The organism is Paraburkholderia sp. SIMBA_030, assembly GCF_046535245.1.
GTDB lineage: Bacteria > Pseudomonadota > Gammaproteobacteria > Burkholderiales > Burkholderiaceae > Paraburkholderia.
Map to the genome: position 1 here is coordinate 1 of NZ_JAWRXB010000680.1, position 267 is coordinate 267.

Here is a 267-nt window from a genome sequence, read left to right on the forward strand (position 1 = left end):
CAATGGTTTTTTGATTTCAAGAAGCAGACAGGAAAAAATATTTACTACTACTTATACGGAATTTCCTTGCCTGCTGGGACAATGAGAAATCAACCGGATCTTCTAGCTGATCGCTGGAAAAATACGGGAGACCTATCTGATTTACCAAAGGTGATGCCAAGCGGTACAGGTACCATAGCCAGCAATACTGTTAGCAGCAGTTTTGCATATAGCAACCAATCTTTTATACGCTTGCGCAATGTATCACTAAGTTACACTTTCAATGTT

General features: G+C 39.7%; 1 protein-coding gene. It reads left to right on the top strand.

Going from position 1 to position 267, the window contains the following annotated elements; translation table 11 throughout:
* Positions 1-267, top strand: a 267-nt coding sequence (locus tag SB772_RS41680; protein WP_410838730.1) for a hypothetical protein, incomplete at both ends; no start/stop codon positions are given.